This window comes from Falsiroseomonas sp. E2-1-a4 (assembly GCF_051433165.1).
GTDB lineage: Bacteria > Pseudomonadota > Alphaproteobacteria > Acetobacterales > Acetobacteraceae > Falsiroseomonas.
Genome location: NZ_JBHMFS010000019.1, coordinates 37531 through 54655, shown reverse-complemented (window position 1 = coordinate 54655; position 17125 = coordinate 37531). Strand labels below are relative to the sequence as shown.

General features: G+C 64.3%; 17 protein-coding genes, 1 tRNA gene and 2 pseudogenes. 11 read left to right on the top strand and 9 right to left on the bottom strand.

Going from position 1 to position 17125, the window contains the following annotated elements; all coding sequences use genetic code 11:
* Position 1: 1 nt before the first annotated feature.
* From ACFHNC_RS19165 to ACFHNC_RS19150, 4 genes are read right to left on the bottom strand one after another with little or no spacing between them, the layout of a single operon-like run.
* The gene (locus ACFHNC_RS19165; RefSeq protein WP_437170845.1) at positions 2 to 877 is read right to left on the bottom strand and encodes a DMT family transporter; all 876 of its coding nucleotides are present in this window, start codon (positions 875 to 877) and stop codon (positions 2 to 4) included.
* A 59-nt stretch (positions 878 to 936) separates the two neighbouring features.
* A complete protein-coding gene (gene folD, locus ACFHNC_RS19160; protein WP_437170844.1) occupies positions 937 to 1779 on the bottom strand; it encodes a bifunctional methylenetetrahydrofolate dehydrogenase/methenyltetrahydrofolate cyclohydrolase FolD in 843 nt (280 codons plus the stop codon).
* Complete coding sequence (locus tag ACFHNC_RS19155; protein ID WP_437170843.1) at positions 1776 to 2075, bottom strand: DUF167 domain-containing protein; 300 nt, start codon at positions 2073 to 2075, stop codon at positions 1776 to 1778. Before ACFHNC_RS19155 ends, folD begins: the two co-directional genes overlap by 4 nt.
* Before the next feature lie 32 nt (positions 2076 to 2107).
* Positions 2108 to 2419, bottom strand: a complete 312-nt coding sequence (locus tag ACFHNC_RS19150; protein WP_437170842.1) for a YggT family protein — start codon at positions 2417 to 2419, stop codon at positions 2108 to 2110.
* Between the two features lie 152 nt (positions 2420 to 2571).
* Here ACFHNC_RS19150 and ACFHNC_RS19145 point away from each other — a divergent pair.
* The 4 genes and pseudogenes from ACFHNC_RS19145 to ACFHNC_RS19130 form a co-directional block, all read left to right on the top strand.
* Positions 2572 to 2647: transfer RNA gene (locus ACFHNC_RS19145), tRNA-Ala, on the top strand.
* A 64-nt stretch (positions 2648 to 2711) separates the two neighbouring features.
* Complete coding sequence (locus ACFHNC_RS19140) at positions 2712 to 4469, top strand: DUF6538 domain-containing protein (RefSeq protein WP_437170841.1); 1758 nt, start codon at positions 2712 to 2714, stop codon at positions 4467 to 4469.
* Between the two features lie 181 nt (positions 4470 to 4650).
* On the top strand, positions 4651 to 5235 hold the full coding sequence (locus tag ACFHNC_RS19135; RefSeq protein WP_437170840.1) for a hypothetical protein: 585 nt from the start codon (positions 4651 to 4653) through the stop codon (positions 5233 to 5235).
* Positions 5236 to 5296: 61 nt separating this feature from the next.
* Positions 5297 to 5596, top strand: a pseudogene (locus ACFHNC_RS19130) (transposase); the annotation flags it as partial.
* 157 nt (positions 5597 to 5753) lie between these two features.
* Here ACFHNC_RS19130 and ACFHNC_RS19125 read toward each other — a convergent pair.
* On the bottom strand, positions 5754 to 6344 hold the full coding sequence (locus ACFHNC_RS19125) for a hypothetical protein (protein WP_437170839.1): 591 nt from the start codon (positions 6342 to 6344) through the stop codon (positions 5754 to 5756).
* A 167-nt stretch (positions 6345 to 6511) separates the two neighbouring features.
* On the opposite strand from ACFHNC_RS19125, the pseudogene ACFHNC_RS19120 reads away from it, so the two are divergent.
* Positions 6512 to 7260: pseudogene (locus ACFHNC_RS19120) on the top strand (IS5 family transposase).
* 789 nt (positions 7261 to 8049) lie between these two features.
* On the opposite strand, the gene ACFHNC_RS19115 reads toward ACFHNC_RS19120, so the two are convergent.
* On the bottom strand, positions 8050 to 8787 hold the full coding sequence (locus tag ACFHNC_RS19115; protein ID WP_437170838.1) for a hypothetical protein: 738 nt from the start codon (positions 8785 to 8787) through the stop codon (positions 8050 to 8052).
* Positions 8780 to 9091, bottom strand: coding sequence for a hypothetical protein (locus ACFHNC_RS19110; RefSeq protein ID WP_437170837.1), 312 nt, complete (start codon positions 9089 to 9091; stop codon positions 8780 to 8782). Before ACFHNC_RS19110 ends, ACFHNC_RS19115 begins: the two co-directional genes overlap by 8 nt.
* Positions 9092 to 9247: 156 nt before the next feature.
* On the opposite strand from ACFHNC_RS19110, the gene ACFHNC_RS19105 reads away from it, so the two are divergent.
* Positions 9248 to 9946, top strand: coding sequence for a recombinase family protein (locus tag ACFHNC_RS19105; RefSeq protein ID WP_437170836.1), 699 nt, complete (start codon positions 9248 to 9250; stop codon positions 9944 to 9946).
* A gap of 26 nt (positions 9947 to 9972) precedes the next feature.
* Here the strand turns inward: ACFHNC_RS19105 and ACFHNC_RS19100 are convergent, their stop codons facing one another.
* The gene (locus tag ACFHNC_RS19100; protein WP_437170835.1) at positions 9973 to 10941 is read right to left on the bottom strand and encodes a hypothetical protein; all 969 of its coding nucleotides are present in this window, start codon (positions 10939 to 10941) and stop codon (positions 9973 to 9975) included.
* 14 nt (positions 10942 to 10955) lie between these two features.
* The gene (locus tag ACFHNC_RS19095; RefSeq protein ID WP_437170834.1) at positions 10956 to 12482 is read right to left on the bottom strand and encodes an AAA family ATPase; all 1527 of its coding nucleotides are present in this window, start codon (positions 12480 to 12482) and stop codon (positions 10956 to 10958) included.
* Between the two features lie 416 nt (positions 12483 to 12898).
* Between ACFHNC_RS19095 and ACFHNC_RS19090 the strand changes: the two genes are divergently transcribed.
* The 5 genes from ACFHNC_RS19090 to ACFHNC_RS19070 all read left to right on the top strand — a co-directional run bounded on the left by ACFHNC_RS19090 (position 12899) and on the right by ACFHNC_RS19070 (position 17083).
* Positions 12899 to 13744, top strand: coding sequence for a phosphate/phosphite/phosphonate ABC transporter substrate-binding protein (locus tag ACFHNC_RS19090; protein WP_437170833.1), 846 nt, complete (start codon positions 12899 to 12901; stop codon positions 13742 to 13744).
* Between the two features lie 13 nt (positions 13745 to 13757).
* Positions 13758 to 14501, top strand: a complete 744-nt coding sequence (gene phnE / locus ACFHNC_RS19085; RefSeq protein ID WP_437170832.1) for a phosphonate ABC transporter, permease protein PhnE — start codon at positions 13758 to 13760, stop codon at positions 14499 to 14501.
* Positions 14498 to 15325, top strand: a complete 828-nt coding sequence (locus tag ACFHNC_RS19080) for a metallophosphoesterase family protein (protein ID WP_437170831.1) — start codon at positions 14498 to 14500, stop codon at positions 15323 to 15325. Before phnE ends, ACFHNC_RS19080 begins: the two co-directional genes overlap by 4 nt.
* 49 nt (positions 15326 to 15374) lie before the next feature.
* Positions 15375 to 16172, top strand: coding sequence for a DUF72 domain-containing protein (locus ACFHNC_RS19075; protein ID WP_437170830.1), 798 nt, complete (start codon positions 15375 to 15377; stop codon positions 16170 to 16172).
* A gap of 68 nt (positions 16173 to 16240) precedes the next feature.
* Positions 16241 to 17083, top strand: a complete 843-nt coding sequence (locus ACFHNC_RS19070) for a hypothetical protein (RefSeq protein ID WP_437170829.1) — start codon at positions 16241 to 16243, stop codon at positions 17081 to 17083.
* The last annotated feature ends 42 nt before the right edge of the window (positions 17084 to 17125 follow it).

Sequence of the window (17125 nt, the reverse complement as noted above, 5' to 3'; positions counted from 1 at the left end):
ATCAACCGCGCGACCGTGCATGCACCAGCAAAGCGAGGCCGCCCAGGGTCAGCACGCCACCGATGATGTCGCTGAAATACAGCCGCTCGCTCAGCAGCGCCCAGCCGAACACCGCGGCCAGTGGCGGCGCCAGCAATTGCAGGGCGGCGGCGGTGGAGGCCGGCACGCGGCGCATCATGGCGAAGTTCAGCGCATAGGCGCCGATGCCGACCACCAGCATGGACCAGAGCAGCGCCGCGACCGTCGGCATGCTGGCCGATGTCGGCGGCGCACCCTCCAGCGCCAGGGCCAGCGCCAGGCACAGCAGGGCGGAGACGGCGGTCTGGCCGAAGCTGGCGAACCAGATATCGACGCGCCCCTTGGCCGGCGCATAGACCAGCAGCCCTACCGCCTGGCTGATCGCCGCACCCAGGGCGAAGACGAAGCCCGTGACCTCCGCCACCGCCAAGCCATCGACCGCGCGCAAAAAGCCCAGCAGCGCCACGCCGGACCAGCCGATGGCCAGCCCCACCCAGGCGAGACCGGGAAGCGGCCGGCGCAGGAACAGGCTCTCCCCGGCGGCGACCATCAGCGGCGTCGTCGCGCAGATGAGGGCGACAAGCCCGGTCGGGATGCGCGCCATGGCCAGCCAGGCGAAGGCGAGATACCCGCCCATGCCGCACAGCCCCAGCACCGCGACCCGCCCGATGTCCCCCGGCCGCGGCAGGCGGGACCGCATGATCAGCAGGATCGCCAGCAGCAGCGGCACGGTCAGCCCGAAGCGGATGCCGAGCGACCACAGCGGCGGCCATTCCCGCACCACCACCCCCGCCACGGTGAAGGCGGAGGCCCAGATGGCCACGAATGCGCCGGCGATCAGCAACCCGCTGCCCTGCATGGGGGATAGCCCTTCGGTCGTAGCGCCTCAGTAGCCCGCGCGCGGGCCAGCGGGCACCCTCAGCGGCGGCGGGCCAGGGCCGCGTCCAGCGTGTTCTCCAGCAGGCAGGCGATGGTCATCGGGCCGACGCCGCCGGGCACCGGGGTGATGGCGCCGGCATGCGGCGCGACCTCGGCGAAGGCGACATCGCCCACCAGCTTGCCATCTGGCAGGCGGTTGATGCCGACATCGATGACGGTCGCACCCTCCGCCACCCAGTCGCCGCGCACCATTTCGGGCCGGCCCACGGCGGCCACCAGGATCTCCGCGCGGCGGCATTCGGCGGGCAGGTCGCGGGTGCGGGAATGCACCAGGGTGACGGTGCAATCGGCGGCCAGCAGCAACTGCGCCATCGGCCGGCCGACGATGTTGCTGCGCCCCACCACCACCGCCCGCGCGCCGGGCAGCGCCACACCGGCGGCGCGCAGCAGATGCATCACGCCCTTCGGCGTGCAGGGCACCAGGCCCGGCTGGCCGCTTGCCAGAAGCCCGGCATTCAGCGGGTGAAAGCCATCCACATCCTTCTCCGGCGCCACCGCGGCAATCACGCGGTCGGCCCGGATCTGCGGCGGCAGCGGAAGCTGCACCAGGATGCCATCCACCGCCGGGTCGGCGTTCAGCCGCGCGACCTCGGCCAGCAGCGCTTCCTCCGTCGTGTCGGCGGGCAAAGCGAGGGTGGCGCTGTCGAAGCCCACCTCCTTCGCCGCCTTGTCCTTGTTGCGGACATAGACGCCCGAGGCCGGATCCTCCCCCACCCGCACCACGCGCAGGCCGGGCCGGAAGCCCAGCCCCGCGACGCGAGCGGCAATGTCCTGGCGCAGCGTGGCGGCAACCGCCTTGCCGTCGATGATGTGGGCGCTCATGCGATCAGCTTTTCCAACAGGGGCGCCAGCGAGGCCGGGTCGCCGGTGACGCGCAGGGTTTTCTGGCGGGCGCCGGCGCCGTGCAAGACCTCGACCGCGGAATTGGCAAGGCCGAGGGCGCCGGCCACCGCCGCACAGACCGCGCGGTTGGCGCGGCCATCCTCCGGCACCTCCGACACCGCGATGCGCAGCGCGGCGCCATCCGGTGACAGGCCGCCGAGCGCGGGGCGCTTGGCGCGCGGCTGCACCTTCACCGCCAGGTCCAGCCCATCCGGACGCAGGCGCCAGGGGGGCATGTCGGCGTTAGAAGTACAGGCCGCTCCGCAGCTCAGAAGTACAGGCCGCTCCGCAGCAGGTAGCCCTGGATGGCGGTGACAGCGATGGTGGCCGCGGTGATCAACAGCAGCACCACCAGCGGCGACAAATCGATGCCGCCCATACTCGGCAGCAGCCCGCGCACCCGGCGCAGCGCCGGCTCCGTCAGCCGATACAGGAAATCCGCGATGGTCCAGACGATGCGGTTGCGGCCGTCCAGCACGTTGAAGGACAGCAACGTCTGCATGATCGCGGCCAGCAGCACGGCCCACCAGAACAGGTCGAGACCAGCCCGGACCAGAAAGAAAACGGCATCGAGCAGCATCTGCGACCCCTGGGCGTTACGCCCGGAACCTAATGGCGGCTTGCCCTTGGAACAAGGCTTTGCGGGCCAGGGACATCTTCGCACCCTGGCTTGACACCCGGCCCCGCCGCTTTCATAAGCCACGCCCTGCGGTGGACCCACGCTTGGCGTGTGGGGGTGTAGCTCAGTTGGTAGAGCGCGTCGTTCGCAATGACGAGGTCAGCGGTTCGATCCCGCTCACCTCCACCACCGCACTTAGATTTCAAGAACTTAGGGTTGGCCCGGGTGACGCCTGTAACACAGGACGCACCGCATGGGTATTCACTCGGCCTCCTACTCGCTCGTCAGGAACGGGCGACACTTCATCCGTGTTCGTGTTCCCATTGACCTCGTTCCGAGGTTAGAACGCGTCGAGATCGTTCGTGCGCTGGGCACAGACGACCGGCGAGCCGCCCGCGCCGTCACGTCGGGTGTAGCCTTCAGGCTGCGAGACTTCTGGGCCATGATCCGACGCCAGTCAGCGCCGACAGCTGTCCAGCTCCGGAAAATCGCGGACTTCTGGCTTCAGCGTGCAATACGGGAACAGTGGGCGATACTGGAACGTGGCGACTTTGCCACGGAAGTTGCGCCAGCGGAGTTGCGGGACGGGCAGTTGAGGGCGTTCAGCGCCGAGATGTTCAGCCGTGATGCTCGCGAATTGGCAGATGCCGCGCTTGATGAGGTGGCGCAGAACAATTTTCGGCGGTTCGACAGCGAGGCGGGCAGACTCCTTGAAGCAACCGGATTTGGCGCCAGAACTGGTGAGCGGGATCGGGCAATCCTGGCTCGGCTTTTACTAGAACAGTTCATCGATCTTCAACAGACGAAGATGGATTGGGCGCGAGGTGACTTCGCGGCCGTGCCTCCCCAGATGGCCGAACCCACCCCGGCCACACCAGACATTGATGCCGCCGCGACCGGGACTGTTCTGGCAGCAAATTCGACATCCGTCTCGAAGTCACGCACGCTGGCGACAGCCATAGACCTGTTCACCGACCGGATGCGGCAACACGGGTCGACCTCGAAGCAGATCAGCGAGGCGCGGGCTAAACTTCGAATCCTCACCGACGCGTTAGGGTTCGATCGTCGGGTCGCCGAGGTGACACGGGCGGATGCCGGGCAGATCAGGGAGGCCCTGCAATCTCTGCCTCCGGGCTTCCGTAAGCACGAAGCCCTCGCCGGCCTTGGCCTCTTCGAAATGGCTGATACGGCGCGGCGATTGTCGCTGAAGCCGCTCAGTTTCCGGACGGTGAACTCCTGTGTCGTCACCATGCGCAACCTGTTCGAACATGAAAGATTTTCTGGTCAGGTAGAACACAATCCCTTCGATGGCCTTCGGGTGGCAAAGCCGAGAAACTTCAAAAAGCAAGATCGAACGCTATCGTCGCCAGAACTGGAATCTCTCTTCGGCAGCCCGCTGTTTCAGGGAGCGAAGAGCGCCGCTCGACGCTACGATCCGGGAATTCATCTAATTGGAACATGGGTGTTCTGGGCACCACTTATCGCATTATTGACCGGAGCGCGGATCGGTGAAATTGCGCAGCTCCGGCCGTGCGATGTGCGCTTCATCAATGGTGTGCCGGTTCTCGACATCAACGATGAGGGCCGGAAGTCGCTGAAGAACCCTGGAACGGCCCGCATCATCCCGCTTCACCGCAGGCTGGTAGAGTTGGGCCTCGTCAAGCTTGCCGAAGAGCGTAGGGCAATGGGTGCGTATCTGCTGCTTCCGGAAATACCAAAGGCGGTTGGTGGCGATCCGGGGAAGGCGCCGGGACAGTGGATGAGCGAGCGCTTTCTCCCGCGCCTGGGATTGAAAAATCGCGTCGGGCTCGGCTTCCACTCATTACGCCACACGCTGAAGACGCTTCTTCGGGATGCCCGGGTCCCGGATAGCGTCTCGAACGAAATTTGCGGCCATGACAAGCGCAGCGTGGGGAACGACTATGGCGTCGTCAGCCTGAAAGCGATGCAGGATGCACTTGAGCGCATCGAACTGCCGGCTGCGGTAAAGGCGCTGAAGCCGCGATACTGATAGCACCCGCAAGAACCACGGCTGGGAGCGTTGACCGAATCTGCCCATTGGAACCGCCCCAGCGTTAAGGCGAGGCACCTTGATAATGCTCTACGCCCATTAAACGGCACCGGCGTCGAGTCGCGCCGTTTTTGTCGCCGATGCCCTAGGTCGCGGTCCGGCAATGGCGTAGATTCCGGCAATGCAAGGAATCCATAGCTTTCGCCGCAAGGAGCGGGCCGCCAACGAACATAGGCACAGGCGTAAATCATGGGTCTACGCGGTCGTTGGCATCCTCGCCGACATCGTCGTCTATGGCGGGTTCGGCTTGTTTCTTCTCGGCACGGCCGTCGCAACCATCCCGGCGTTCCGCTGGTGGAGCGCCCCCTTGGTGCTGCTTGGCCTTTGGCTCGCGATCAGCATCTGGATCCCGATGATTCGCGGGTGGGTATCGCTCTGGCGCTTCTGGTCCACCCGGCCTGGGACAGCAGGCTATACTCGCATGCCACCTCAACTCGTTGGTAATGCGGCGCAGGATCCCTGGCTGGTGAGTATGACCGAGCGGCAGGGCGGCCTGCTGATCTCATGCACCGCTTGTGGAGACTCCAAGACGATGCGCCTGGACAAGCACCTCCGCCGAACCTATTCGGGCCAACGGCTTAAACAGTCCCTTCAGCGCTACGTCTTTTGCCGATCGCATGAGCAAACCCGTCCAGACTGCGCCTGCACTGCTGAGCTACTGCAAGCGCCTGATCCGCGCCTGCCTCCCGAGCCTACGCGGGCCTGAGTGGCGGCTGGTATGGCGGTTATGCCCTCTGTGCAGCTGTTCCACAGTAGGTGAATGACGTCGGTGTCTGTTCCCCTTCGTCGAGCGCGTCATCGGCGACGCCGGATACCAAGGGCCGAGGATGGCGGCAGCAGTTGCGCGCACCGGCATGTGGAAGATCGAGATCGTGCGTCGCTGCGGCCGCCATTGGTTCGTCGTGCTGCCGAAGCGATGGATCGTCGAGCGGATCATCGGATGGATCAGCCGCAACCGGCGTCTGGCCCGCGACTTCGAGCGGCACTGCCGCATCGCCGCAGCCTTCATCCGCATGGCCATGATCCGCATCATGCTTCGGCGGCTGGCCGCAAAGCCCTCAGCGTGAATCCGAACTTCCCGCAGGGGCTCTCAGCAGGAATCGCCATCAGAAATCCCAAACCAGGACCTCCAAGGGACGCTGCGGTTGATCAGAGTGCGGAAGCAGTTTATCCGATCTTGGCGAACAAGCTGTAAGGTAGACAGAATAAATCCAGCAACTTTAGCTAAACAACACCGATCCAGAACGCAATCCCCGTGGAGATGTCGCAAATAATGTTTGGGCCTGACACGCTGTGCACAGTAGCCGCCGCGCCAGGCGACCACGCGATAACAAGTATCCATTTAGTAAGCTGGATCGGCTCCGATTGCTTGCCGTCCGGCGTAGAAAAAGTAAACAAATTAGGCCGCAGCAAAGATAATTTTGCAGCATCCGCATTTATTGCGGCATTCAAGTCAGTTACCCGCTGGCCACTCAAGCTTGCAAATTGGCCTCTGGTGTGAGCTCCCTCCACTTTTGCTTCCACCCAAATCGATTGAGATCCGTCCTGTAAGACAAGGTCGCAGGAATCATTGTTGGGCACTCCAGTAAAATTGGCGTATCTCTGCTCTCGTATCGGCATACGACCCGTTTTTTCCAGAAGCGCGTTACTGATGATGCTGTGGGCAACAACCTCCCATTGGGCGCCCGTCCGAATTGTCCGGTATATCTCCGGGGCAGTGGTCAAAAGAACGCGCAGGAAATCTTGGGGTGTCATGATTATTTCAAACTCCGCTGATGCAGTCGGAAGCTTGCACATGGCGGCGATATGCAGCAAGCAAAATGAAGCAGTTCGAAGCCACTGTCAGATCGGCAGCCCTAAGTGTCCATCCGGGAACATGTTGAGTCTGCTGAATCGCTTGTGATTGGCCTGCGGCGGCGAGCAGCGGGAGAAGGGCGTCCATGTGGACGCCCGAGAACCGACTAAGATAGGACCGCAGCAAGCTGCGCTACCCGAGTGATCTGATGGACCAGGAACGGGCGATCATCGCCCCGCTGATCCCGCGTGCGAAGCGTGGCGGCAACAAGCGGACCATCGACGAGCGCGCGGTGCTGAATGGGGTGATGTATATCCTGAGCACCGGCTGCCAGTGGGCGGCGCTGCCGAAGGACCTGCCGCCGCGCAGCACGGTGAACGACTACCTGCGGCGCTGGGACGAGGACCGGACGCTCGATCGCATCCACCATGCGCTCTACGTGCTGTGCCGGGAGCAGGCCGGACGTGAGGCCAGCCCGACGGCGGCGATCATCGACAGCCAGAGCGTCAAGGGCGCGGAAAAAGGGGGGCCTGCATCGACCCCTTGGGCTACGATGCGGGCAAGAAGATCAAAGGCAAGAAGCGCTATGTCCTGGTCGACACCCAAGGCCTGCTGATGCAGGCGATCATCCACGCCGCCGACATCCAGGATCGCGACGGTGGCGTGCTGCTGATGGGCGCGCTGTTCGGCCTCTACCCCTTCCTGCTGAAGCTCTATGCCGACAGCGGGTATCAAGGGCCGAACTTCCAGGCCGGGCTGCGCAGCACCTGCCGCCAAGTGAACCTGGAGATCGTCAAGCGCTCCGACCGCCACCGCTTTGTCGTCCTGCCGAAGCGCTGGATCGTCGAGCGCACCATCGCCTGGCTCAATCGCGGCCGCCGGCTGGCAAAGGATTGGAAGTGCCTGAACCGCAGAGCGCTCGCCTTTCTCCGATGAGCCTCCGTCCGCCTCATGCTGCGAAAGCTATGCCAAGTCAGCAAATGATCCCGGATGGTCTCTCAGAGGCAACTTCAGCGTTTGCAGATACTGCTTCTTCCACAGCACCTTGGGTGGAAGCCCTGAGCAGAAGGCATAGGACGACTATCCCCGCATGCAGCGAGGATAGTCCCTATGCCTCTGCGAATGTCGCTGCCCTTGGTATGGAGCCGCCCTTCGCTTCGGCAGTGACGTGGCGTGCATGGCCGTCACCTTGGCGCTTACTTGACGCGGGAGATGCACTCCGCGCTCCTCGCCCTCGCGCCTTTCGGACCGGGCTTCACCTGGAGGAGATCCCACAGTAGGTGAAACTCCCGCGCCGCTGCCGTTTTGTCCGACCAGCGCGTGAGGCGAAAACAAACATCACGTCCCGAAGCGGGTGCCGATCTCAGCTCGCGCTCTAATTTTAAGCAACTGCGGCAAATCCTGCAACAAAATTGTGCGCAATTTCGCTGAGCGCCGCATTTGCTTGCAGTCTGCCGCCTGGGCGCAGTGTTACTATGTCGAAGCGTGCGGGGTGACGAACCGGTGTGTCGCCCCTGGCGCGACGGCCATCCGCTTCCCTGACTGGATCACCTGGGGGCGGCTTGCTTGATGCAGGCGGCTTTGGTCATGGGCAAACATAGCGGAGAGCGCGCCGGCCCTCACGGCGGCCCGCCAGTCCAGATTGCGGCGCCGAATCTGCTCTCCGGTGGTGCACGGACCGGGATCCGGGAGGGGCGATTTCTTCTAGGACTTCGGCCTTCCGCATCAGTCGCAGCCGCCCACTTGGCCGGCATCGTTCAGGAAGGCGGCCGGCGTCAGCACAGTGGCGGGGCCGGACGCCACCACCGCGAGCTGGTCAGCGGCATCGTCCTCTCCCTCGATCACCACGTCATCGTCATCCTCACCCTCGGCGGCCGGCTGGGTGGCGTCGGCCTCGGCATCCTCCCGGAGCTGCTGATCGCGGATGGCGGCGGTCTCCTCGGCGGTCATCTCGCGGATGACCAGCTCCGGCAGCTCCCCGCCGGCCGGCAGGGCCTTATCGAGACCCAGGGCCAGCCACCGCACCCGTTGTGTTCGGCCTAGCGCCGCTGCTGCCAAGTCGAGTGCGCGAAGGGCGGCAACGGCGGCGAAGCCTGTGGCGGGGTCCTGTGCCAGCTGCACGTTCCGCATGACCAGACGCTGGATGACCTCGGCATCGGCATAGGTGCCGTCACGGGTCTGCCGGATGCGGGTGGCAAGGTCATCCTCCCCCGGCAGCGCCTCGGCCAAAACCCGCGCCTCAACGGTCGCGGTGAGAGCGGCGGCCGCGCTGCCCTTCTCCACCCTGTGCTGGGCCATGTGGAGCTGCACCGAACGCAGCGAACAGCCGTAGTGCCGGGCAAGCTCCTCGGCAGTGACCGCCCCGGTGGCCCATGCAGCTCGGGCCTCACCCCACTGTTCGGGTGTCAGCCGCGCGTAGGATCGCTTGGGGGAAGCGGCTGCAACGGCGAGCAGCTCAGGCATCCAGCAACTCCGCCAGATCGCCGAGGCCATCGCCTTCGATCATCGCTTCAAGCTCAGCGAGGAGGCGCTCGTGCTCCGCCTCATGGGCGGCAATCATCGCATCCCAGGCCGCGCGCCGACCCGGCACGGCATCAAGCCAGGTCCAGAGGGTGTGCGTCTGGCCGGGGACGATGCCCTTCAGTTCCCTGCGAAGTCGTTCGACCGGGACGCCCTGATCGCGGGCCAACTCCGCCAGCGGCAATACACGAAGAACGTAAAGGGTCGCGGCGAAGGAGAGGGTGCGGCGGTAACGGGGGGCGGGCATTGCGGGATCGCTCCAAATTGCATGCAATTAGTATACGTTACTCAGTTCGTTTGTTCCACAGAAACGTGATATCATTAGCTGTCAACGAGCGTTGGCAGTAATTGACAGGATCGCACCGAAGCGGGATTCTGTGGGGGCACCGCCTCAGAGGCCGCCATGACCGCCGACCAGCCCCGCACCTTCGTCGCCTATGCACGAGTCTCGACTGAGCGGCAGGGGCGCAGCGGTCTTGGCCTTGAGGCACAGCAAGCTGCGATTCAAGCCTTCCTGCGCCCCAGCGATCGTCTACTGGCCCCGATCTACGTCGAGACCGAAAGCGGCCGTGATAACGACCGGCCGGAGCTGGCTAAGGCGCTCGATCGCTGCCGCGCAACTGGCGCAATCCTGCTGATCGCGAAGCTCGACCGGCTGTCCCGTGATGCGCACTTCCTGCTGGGCTTGCAGAAGGCTGGGGTCGAGTTCGTGGCCGCTGATATGCCGCACGCCAATCGGCTGACCGTCGGGATCATGGGTTTGGTGGCAGAAGAGGAAGCCAAAGCCATCAGCTCCCGCACCAAGGCCGCCCTGGCAGCGGCAAAGGCCCGTGGGAAGACGCTGGGAGGGGTTCGGCCTGGCCAGCATCCGCCGACGCACCGGAATGCCTTAGCTGGCTCCCAGCGCAGCGGTGAGGTTCGCAAGCTGAAAGCTGACCATGCAGCCCATCGGGTGCAACAGGTGATCGATGAACTGAAGGCCGCCGGCATCGTCTCCCTCGAGCGGCTGGCGGCTGGGCTCACAGAGCGGCGAATTTCGACGCCGCGTGGTGGCCGCTGGACGGCAACAGCCGTTCGGCGCGTGTTGGCGCGAACTACCTGACCAGACCGGGTTCGTCACGCCAGTTGTCATCCGAAGTCAAACACGCTTCGCATGCGCGAAGCCGGCCTCAAAACCCGCTCGACATTCCTTTCGAAGTCGCCCTGCCTATCCACGGCCAAACTGCACGAGAAATTCGCGGTGATTTCCGGCTCTTCGAAGAGCGCCAGCCCCCGTCCAACACTAGTGACAAGACCGTCAAACCTAAAGAAGCGGTCGTGGGCCACCCTTTTAAACTGGTGGTCGGGGGCCGAGAATAAAACTAGGCTTGTTATGTTTCGGAGCAAGGACCCGCAGGTGCGACGAATTATCGCCACCACATCATCAGTCGGCGCAAGATCTGAAACAAAAAATGATATCGTCTTTTTCCTGGTCTTATTTGAGTCCAATCCGTTTAACAAACGAAGAAATATTTCGAAGCCTGACGCCTTCCCCGCATGGTGTCGCTCGACCAAATTCAAACTTGCGTATCGGTCAACAATCGAGATGTGCTGGGCGTGCAGAGATAAACCTTCGAAGCGTGTTTCCCACACCGTCGACCTCGGGCAGCCGACATAAATCATCTGCTGCCATGCCTCCTTCTCCTTAGAAAAAGCCGACGATTGATCAGCACAGTCAAACCTGCAAATCTCCATCCCTGCCTGTGGGTATATCTTACCATGCTCGTCATTCTCAAGATAATACGCACATGCTCGCGTGGGCTCAAGGCATACCAAATCAACCTGCGACGCAAGCGATAGGATTTCGGATTCGCCCTCAAACAAAGAGTCGCACACCGCAGCCTCACAGTGAACTTTGCGGAATTTGGGCGATGCAACAGCCGCCTGCCAAAGCTTCCTTCGCGCAAGAGGCTGAGCGTTGATCGCATCAATGAACCGCAGATTTCGCGGACTATAAACCAGCACTCCAAACTGCATCCAGAGTTCGAGTAGGCGACGGTGGGTGGCTAATGTATGAGCCTCGTCGATAGCGCAGGCAAGCGCATCGCTTTCGATCAAGAACCTGATTGGCATCAACGACGACCTGAGAAAAGTTCGTGAAAGCTCTCTTCAAAGAAGCCGTGAGGCCACTCGTCGATGAATTCACCTTCTTCACTCAGCTTAAGACGAAGCACTCTTGCTCCACCATAGCTGGTTGGCTCAACATACAAGACAGTAACGAAGGAGGCTGGTATGGTCTTATTTCGAATCAGCGTCTGAAGACGAAGGATTAAAGCTTCGCTATGGGTCTCGATGATCCATTGGTTACCACCATACCTACCCTCTGAGGCTGGTCGACCCACTCGAGATGATTCAGACTGGGTTTTCGCCGTCTCAATAAAAAAATCGGCCAAGTGGGCCTGAAGTCGAGGATGGAGATGAATTTCTGGTTGCTCAACACAGATAGTCTTACCAGCAGAAACTATGCCCTCGACCAATATCGGCAATAGTTGCCCAATACCGAAACCCACGTCAGATGGGCTAACGACAACATTCCGCTGATCCGAAAGCGCGATTGCAATAATATCGCCTGTCAGAGTATTCCCGGCGCTCTGAATGTCAAGGACATAAGGAATACCGAATTCGCTCAGTTTTTCATTGATCCGCGGAATAACCATACGCTTCTTTCGATAGAGGATTTGCGGCATGCGCTCTCCCCTACTACCAACCGAGTGCTTGTCAGAGCCAGATATAATGTAATGTCGCGCGGGCGGGCTTCTGAGAGGCCCAAGGTAAGAAATGTTCGACATCTCATCCACAAAATCTCTGCGCAAGATTTCCAGAGGAGAATAAGGCGATGAGATCATATATCTTATGGCTGATGGAAGAGCAGCTGCATCTATCTGACTGAAATCAATTCTGAACGGCAGAAATCCATAGGAAAAGAATTTCATTGCCATGACAGATTTAACTAATGCCGGATCTGGCGGCACAACTTTAAGAGATGCCTGCGAGCCCTCCGGGGTCATCTTTTCGTTCACTAGCATCATAAGTTTGAGCAAGTCCGACGATGACGCAGCATTGCGGGGTCGGAAATCCGCCTTGGTAACGCCTTCACCGAGGTCTGGAACCTCACCCTTTTTCAAAGGAAGCCTCACCAGCTCAACCTCTAAGGGGTCACGGCTGAGGTCGGCCGCATTTCGGTCGTGAACACCGTATTTTACGTTGGTGATCCACGCATCACTTACATTTTCGCGCTGCGCCGCTTTCGGATAATCGAGCTCAATATCGACGCTTTTCACTGCACCTCTGAAAAAACCTCTCGTGAACCCAGCCTGGCTTCGACTTGAAAAACTAAAGCCGAGCTTCATTTTGTTCTCGGCGTTGTGCCCATGCAATGCCGCAGTGTAGTTTCCAAGGTTGACATCTTCGCCGCTAAACAAAAGGCGACTTTCCGAAATCGCCACACTCTGGAGCGACTGCCGCATCAACAGCAGTGACTGGATTATAGAGCTTTTTCCTGCGGAGTTTGGGCCGTAGATAAGAGTGATCGGGCCCACAGGAATTTCTTGGGCTTCGCCGAACGCTTTGAAATTTTCAATCCTAATGGTCCGGAGCATTGCGACCGCCTTTCGTCAAGCCTCTGCGATTCGCGTGCGGCTCTTGCCATCATGCAACAAACTTCATGGGCGACAAGCCATCCAGTGCTAGGCGACCCATTGAGAGGCACTGTCCCTGGCGCAACCCTACGGAACGCTCCCCTCACAGGAATCGGAGGCTTGTGGTTCGGTAAGTCGACCGGTGACGAGCAGGAGCGGCAGCAACTTGCTTCACAGCGCGTTCCACATCCTGTAACACAGCAGGCAGCGCTAGCTCGTGCCAAGCCCCGGTTCCTGGCTGATTCTTGCCAGAAAATGGTGGTGGAGATCCCGCTCACCTCCACCACCGTCCTCCCTGCATCCCGACCATCAATAGCGTAACCGGCCGGGCCAGCGCGGCGAAGCTGCGGCGTTCCGCCATGAAGGACCCGCCACGCATGCCCATCCCCCGCCGCGTCCTGCTGGCCACCGCCGCCGCGGCGCTCGCCACCCCCGCGATCGCCCAGCCCGCGCCGCTGCGCTTCGCCGTCGGGCCGTTCCAGCCGACGCCGGGCGATACGCGCCGCGCCTTCGAACCCTTCTTCGCCCATCTGGCGAGCCAACTCGGCCGGCGGCACGAACTCTCCGTCACCAGCGACTGGGCCGGCATCGCGGTGGCGCTCGGCAGCAGCCAGGTGGATTGCGCCTGGATGGGGCCCTGGGGCTATGTGCTGGCCCGCGCGCGGGCGGGGGCGGACCCCATCGCCACGGTGCTGTGGCGCGGCCGCCCGACCTACCACGCCATCATCCTGGCCCGGCCCGAGCTGCCCATCGCTCGCTTTCCGGAGGATGCGCGCGGGATGTCCATATCCTTCGCCGATGCCGGGTCCACCAGCGGCTGGCTGGTGCCGCATCACTGGTTCCTTCTGCGCGGCATCGATCCGCGCAGCTTCTTCCGCTACCGCGACGGCGCCAGCCATGCGGCGAATGTCATCGCGGTGGCGAATGGCCAGGTGGACCTCGCCACGGATTTCGACCGCAATTTGGCCGCCATGCTGGCCAGCGGAAGGGTGCGGGCGGAACAGGTGAAGGAGGTCTGGCGCAGCGACAAGCTGCCGAATGACGCGCTGGCGGTGCGCCGCGACCTGCCTGTGGAAACCCGCCAGGCGCTGGCCGCCGCCGCCCTCGCCAGCACCGAAGCCATGCTGCCGCCCGACTATACCGGCTGGGTCGCCGCCACGCCCGAGACCTATGCACCGATCGAGGCCGCCGGCCGCGCGCTTGGCCGGTTGCGCAACGCGTGAAGGCTGCCGGTCGTTGAAGATTGGAGGTTGGGCCGCCTTCCTGGCCCTGCTCGCGGCCTCGGTCTGGGCGGTGCAGCCGGACCCGGCGCGGCTGGCGGCCGGGCTGCCGCGGCTGGCCGGCTGGCTGGCCACCGCCTGGCCGCCGGATTTCTCCAACCCCGGCGACATCGCCCGCCGCGCGGCGGAAACGGTGGGCATTGCCACCCTCGGCACCGTGCTGGCCGCCATCCTGGCCGCGCCCTTCGCCCTGCTGGCGGCGCGGCCCGTCACCCGCGCGCCGCTGCTGCGCCAGCCGGCGCGCGGCGTGCTGGATGGGCTGCGCGGGGTGGATGGCTTCGTCTTCGCGCTGATCTTCGTCGCCGCCGTGGGCCTCGGCCCCTTCGCGGGGATGATCGGCGTGGCGCTGCATTCGGCCGGCTCGCTCGGCAAGCTGTGGTCCGAAGCGTTCGAGGCGGCGGATCCGCGCACGGCGGAGGCGATCCTGGCCGTCGGCGGGACGCGGTTGCAGGTGGCCCGCTGGGCGCTGATCCCGCAGACGATGCCGGAGACGGCGGGCGCGCTGTTCTATGTGTGGGAGTTCAACATCCGGGCCTCCACCGTGCTCGGCCTGGTGGGTGCCGGCGGCATCGGGCAGGAGCTGAAGAACGCGGTGGATCTGCTCGACTTCAATCGCCTGTTCGCGATCCTGCTGGTGGTGGTCGGGCTGACCCTGGCGGCGGACCGGATCAGCGCCGCACTGCGACGGAGGCTGGCATGAAGATCACGCTGGATGGCCCGCTGCTGGTCTTCGGTGGCCCCTATTCCAATTTGCAGGCGACCACCGCGCTGCTGGCGGAGGCGGTGCGGCGCGGCATTCCGCCCAGGCGCATCCTCTGCACCGGCGATGTCGTCGCCTATGGCGCCGATGCAGCGGCCACCACGGCGCTGGTGATGGAGAGCGGCGTGGTGGTGGTGGCCGGCAATTGCGAGGAACAACTGGCCGAGGCGGCGGCGGATTGCGGCTGCGGTTTCGAAGAAGGCACCGCCTGCGACCTGCTCAGCCGAAGCTGGTACGCCCACGCCAACACCCAGGTCACGCCTGCCCAGCGCGACTGGATGCGCGGCCTGCCGAAGCGGATCAAGCTGGCGCTGCCGGATGGACGGCGGCTGGCCGTGCTGCATGGCGGCGCCCACGAGACCAGCCGCTTCCTGTTCGCCTCCACGCCCGAGGATGTGCTGGCGGCCGAGATCGCGGCGACGGGCTGCGACGGGGTGATCGCGGGCCATTGCGGCATTCCCTTCGCACGGCGCGTCGGGGCCGGGCTGTGGCTGAACGCGGGCGCGGTGGGCATGCCGGCGGATGATGGCACGCCGCGCGCCTGGTTCGCGCTGCTGACCCCGGATGCCACGGGCCTGCGCGTCGAAATCCTGCCGCTGCACTACGACCACGGGGTCGCCGCCGCGGCGATGCGCGCGGCCCGGCTGCCGGAAGGCTATGCGGCGGCGCTGTCCAGCGGCCTCTGGCCCTCCTGCGACGTGCTGCCACCGGTGGAGCGCGCGCGGCGCGGCCAGGCGCTGGCACCCGTCGCGCTGATGTGGTGAGGCCGCGGCACGCAACCCGGTGCAGCCTGCCAACAGCAGGAGGAACATCATGCCAGGAATTCGCGTCGGCATCGGCGGTTGGACCTTCGAACCCTGGCGCGACAATTTCTATCCGAAGGGCCTGCCACAGAAGCAGGAGCTGCATTTCGCCAGCCGCCAGGTCACCGCGATCGAGATCAACGGCACCTATTACGGCGCCCAGAAACCCGAGAGCTTCGCCCGCTGGCATGACGAGGCGCCGGAGGATTTCGTCTTCGCGCTCAAGGCCAGCCGCTTCACCACCAACCGCAAGGTGCTGGCCGAATCGGGTGCCTCCGTCACGCGCTTCCTCTCCAGCGGCCTTGTCGAGCTGAAGGCGAAGCTGGGCCCGATCAACTGGCAGTTCCTGCCGACCAAGGCCTTCGAGCCAGAGGACTTCGAGGCGTTTCTGCAAATGCTGCCGAAGCAGCAGGACGGCGTGGCGCTGCGGCATGTGGTGGAGGTGCGGCACCCCAGTTTCTGCGTGCCGGAATTTCCCGAGCTGCTGCGCCGCTACGGCATCGGCGTGGTGGTCGCGGACAGCGAGAAGCACCCGGCGATCCATGATGTGACCGCACCCTTCGTCTATGCCCGATTGCAGGGCGCGGCGGAGGAGGAGGCGCTGGGCTACCCCGGGGCGGCGCTGGACCTCTGGGCCGATCGGGCGCTTGGCTGGGCGAAGGGCGGCACGCCGAAGGACCTGCCCTTGCTGGCCCCGGCGCAAAAGACGCCCCCGAAATCCCGCGAAGTCTTCATCTTCATGATCAACGGCTACAAACCGCGCGCGCCGCGGGCCGCGATGGCGCTGCTCGAAAGGGTGCGCGGATGAATCAGGCACTGGTTGACGCTGCGCCGATGGCACCGCAACTCTGCCGCGTGGGATGAGGAACAGCCGATATGCGACATGCCGGACTGACGGGTGCCGCCCTGGGGAGCATGCTGCTGGCACTCGTCGCCTGTGCCACGGCGCCGGGCGGCCCCACTGCAACCCAGGCGGCAGCCGACCCGCAGGATAGCTGCGGGCCGCAGGTGGTGGTCTTCGTCAATGCCGGGGACCTGTTCGGCAGCCCGCCCCGCCGCAGCGGCCCCCCCTCCGCCGCCGAGCTGGAGGCGGAGCTGGTGCGGGAGAATGCGGCGCTGGAACGCCTGCAGATCGCCTTCGACGCCCTGCTGTATTGCCGCTGGACGGAAGTGCGGGTGATCCGCGCCGAAACCCCGCCGGCCGCCCTGCCCGCCCGGCTGCGGGAAGCCCAGACCCGCATGCAGCGGGATCTGGACCAGGCGGAGCGCACCCGCGCCGCCATCACGGCCCGCGCCGCCCGCATCGACCAGTCCGTGGAGGCGGTGGCCCCCGGCACCCGCGCGGCACTGTCGGCACGCCGTGCGGCGGATGCCGCGCTGCCACGCGCCGTCGCCTCCGCCCCGGTGCCGCTGCGGATCCGGCCGGAGGCGGATGCGCCGATCGTCGGGCGGCTGACTGCGGGGGCGGAGGTCAGCCTGCGCCCGGCTGCCGCCGGCTTCGCCTATGCCGATGGCGGGCCGGGGCTGCGCGGCTACGCCCCGGGCAACGCCTTCACCGTGCAGGCCGCGGCCGCCCCGGTTGCCGCCCAGGGCGCCGAACGGGGCGCGGACCGGCTGCGCAGCCTGGCCGCCACCAACATCGCCCGGCGGGACGCCTTCGCCCAAAGCCTGGAGTTGGCCGGGCGGCCCGGCGCCGGCGGCTTCGAACAGGCGAGCTAGCACGTAGTGACCGTTTGAGAACACCGGACGGGTCGGCTCCGC